This is a genomic window from Methylorubrum zatmanii, from assembly GCF_014845115.1.
In the GTDB taxonomy this organism is placed as follows: domain Bacteria; phylum Pseudomonadota; class Alphaproteobacteria; order Rhizobiales; family Beijerinckiaceae; genus Methylobacterium; species Methylobacterium zatmanii.
This window is the reverse complement of sequence record NZ_NKUI01000172.1, coordinates 1-3,216: the sequence shown is the minus strand read 5'-3', so window position 1 is coordinate 3,216 and position 3,216 is coordinate 1. Positions and strand designations below refer to the sequence as shown.

Below are 3,216 nucleotides of genomic sequence, written 5' to 3'. Positions count from 1 at the left end.
CCCTCTATTTGTCCGCAGCGTCAAATGTGTAAAAGAGACAGGCGAGAGGACAGCGCGACTTCTGCATGCTGAGCAACGCTAAGGCGGACTGAACCGTGAACGGGCTGGCTCAGGCGACCCGACGGGTCGTTCGGCCGAGATTGAGCGGGCGGCGACCGTGCGGGAGCGCCGCGGCGCGGTCCCAGAGGAAGTCGCCGGAGAAGGCGATGTGCTCCCAGCCCACGGGTGAGGTGTGGGCCAGAACCTCGTCACGGACCTGTTCGCCGGCGCCCCGGAGATGATCGACGCCATCGGCGATGTAGGTCGTGTTCCACCAGACGATGGACGCGATCACGAGGTTGAGACCGGAGGCCCGGTATTGCTGCGCTTCATGCGAGCGGTCGACAAGGCGGCCCTGACGGAACGTGTAGAGGGCTTGCGTGAGTTGGTGGCGTTGCTCGCTCTTGTTCAATCCGGCCTGGCAGCGCTGGCGCAAGACAGGGTTCTCGAGCCAGTCCAGCATGAACAGGGTGCGCTCGACCTTCCCGACCTCCTGCAGCGCAAGGTCGAGCTGGTTCTGCCGCTCGTAGGCGGCCAGCTTCTTCAACATGACTGAGGGCGCGGCGTGGCCGGCCTTCAGCGAGGCTACCAGGCGCAGGATCTCGCCCCAGTGCTCCCGGACGACATCGGCGCGGACCTTCTTGCCGAGCAGCGGCGCCAGCGCCGGGTAGGCGGTCGGTGGCGCGATGGGAATCAATCGTCGGTCGGGGAAGTCGCGCAGGCGCGGACAGAACCGGAAGCCCAGCATGGCGCAGAGTGCGAACACGTGGTCGGTCGCGCCGCCCGTGTCGGTGTAGTGCTCGGCCAGAGGCAGGCTCGACCCGTGGTGGAGCAGGCCATCCAGGACGTAGGGCGCCTCGTGCGTCGCGGCCGAGATCACCCGCACGTGGTAGGGGGCATGCTGGTCGGAGACGTGGGTGTAGAAGCTGAAGCCGGGATCGACGCCATAGCGGGCGTTGATCTCGCCGGCGGCGGCACCCCGCTTGCCGGAGCGGAAAAACTGGCCGTCGGAGCTGGAGGTCGTCCCGTCGCCCCAAACGGCGGAGATCGGCAGGGCGTGGTGGGCGTCTATGATGCGCGCGAGTGCGGCCTTGTAGGTCTCCTCCCGGAGGTAGGCGTCGGCGGTCCAGACGAGCTGGTCGCGGGTCACCCCCTGGCTGGCCTCAGCCATGCGCGCGAGGCCGAGGTTGGTCGCGTCAGCCAGGATGGCGGCGAGCAGCGCGTTCTCGTTTGGACACGGATCGCCGGTGCGCAGGTTGGTAAAGGCGGAGAGGAACCCCGTGCCGCGGGCGGCTTCATGGAGGAGCTCGGTGATCCGGGCGCGCGGCATCAGTGCGTCGAGCCGCTCTGCGAGCCGTTTCGCCTCAGGCGTGGCGATCGCCCGGACAGGGGTGATGGACAACCGGCCGTCACGCATTGCGACGCCATCGAGCTTTCCCTTCCCGAGCCGATCCGCGAACCGCTTCAGTCGGCGGTCGAGCTCGCGAGCGCGGCTTTCCAGCCAAGCGTCGGCCGTCGCGGGGAGACCCAGTTCGGAGGTGATCGGAACCACCTCGGCCGAGGCCAGCATGTAGCTGTCGAAGCGCCGGTAGGCCGACGAACGTTCGACCCACACGTCGCCCGAGCGGAGTTTGTTGCGCAGGTGGGCCAGCACGGCAGTTTCGTAGAGGCGCCGGTCGATGCGGCCGTCCGCGCGGATCACCAGGGCGTGCCACTCCTTCTTGAACGGCATGGGCGCATCGCGCGGGACCTCACGTCGGTGCGTACCGGCCAGCTCGCGCAGGAGGTGCACGGCCGCGACCGTCTTGTCGCTCCCACAAGCGGCCTTGAACTCGAGCGCTTCCAACAGCGCCGGTGCGAACTTGCGAAGAGTGGCATGGCGATCAGCGGCGCGCACGAGCGGGTCGACGCCGGCGGCGTCCGCGATCTCGGCCACCTCGCCCCGCGCCCGCAACAGCTTGGCCCAACCAACTGCCTCGTCCACGGCATGCAGCGGATCCTCGCCCGCGCCGGCTGCGGCTACGAGCGCGTCGATGGTGCCGCGGAACATACGCATGAGCCGCCCGACGTCGCGCGCTGTGGAAGTATACTGGCGCGCCTGCGCATTCTTGGCCCGAGTGAAGGCGCCCCCGATCAGCTTGTCAGCCATCTCGATGGCGGCGTCGATCAGCCGAGCCTCGAGGTCGAGGAGCAGCGCCACGATCGTCGCTCGCCGGCGTGCCGTCGTATAGCGGTCCATCAGGTAGGCCGGAGACAGGCGGCCCTCGCGCGCCAAGCGCGCGAGCCGGTCCGGATGCACACGACTCTCCGCGAGAGGGTCGATGCCGAGGGCGCGCACGGCCTGCAACTGGGCGAGGATGTCGCCGACATGGTCGGGCTTTGCCGCGACCGGGATGGTGCGCAGCTCGGTCAGCCGGGTAAGACCGGTTCTCGTCCCCACGCTCGACAGGGCGTCGAGCGCCCTGATCTGATCGGATCCCAGCCCCGCCAGCAAGGCGGCGTAGGTCCGCGTGCGCGCCTTGGCCCGACCGGTCACGCCCGCTCGCTCGATCGTCGCGGGGGCAGGCAGCATGATCTTCGCCTCACGCAGGGCAGCGATCATGGCCGTCACGATTACCCCGCCCTTGTCGGTGGCCCAGGAGGCAGCGGCGGCGGCCTCGATCAGCAGCGGAAGATCAGTGCGGGTTGCCGACCGCAGCCCCAGTGCCGTCGCGACCTCACGAGCGTGGTCGGTCCGGGTCTGGTCCCGCGCGCCGTAGGCCCTGAAGATCTCGGCCGGGATCCGGAGCTGCTCGGCGACGAAGGCCGTCATGGGCGCGAGATCGACATCCGGCTGCACCGCGACCTGGGCGAGCGTCAGCCCAGGATGGCGTAGCAGGGCCAGTTGAACGCCGAACCCGAGCCGATTGCGATCCTCACGTCGGGTCCCGATCAGATCCAGGTCGGCGGCCTCGAAGGTGTAGAACCGCGCCAGATCATCGCGCTCGGTCGGGACGCCGAAGATGCGGCGGCGCTCCTCGGCGCTGAGCAGGTCGCGTCGTCCCATGGACCGCTCCTGAGCGTCCAGAGAACGCCGACGATGATGATGGACAGCGAGGCCACTAGGGACGCATTCTGTGGACGGAGTCGACGGCCCGAGAAGCGCAATAGCGCGATCGTCCACAGAACGACCGGTTG

1 protein-coding gene is annotated in these 3,216 nt (G+C 68.7%); it reads right to left on the bottom strand.

Annotation, left to right across the window (positions count from 1 at the left end):
* Positions 1–109: 109 nt before the first annotated feature.
* Positions 110–3,085, bottom strand: a complete 2,976-nt coding sequence (locus MZTS_RS19325; protein WP_099955289.1) for a Tn3 family transposase — start codon at positions 3,083–3,085, stop codon at positions 110–112.
* Positions 3,086–3,216: the final 131 nt, after the last annotated feature.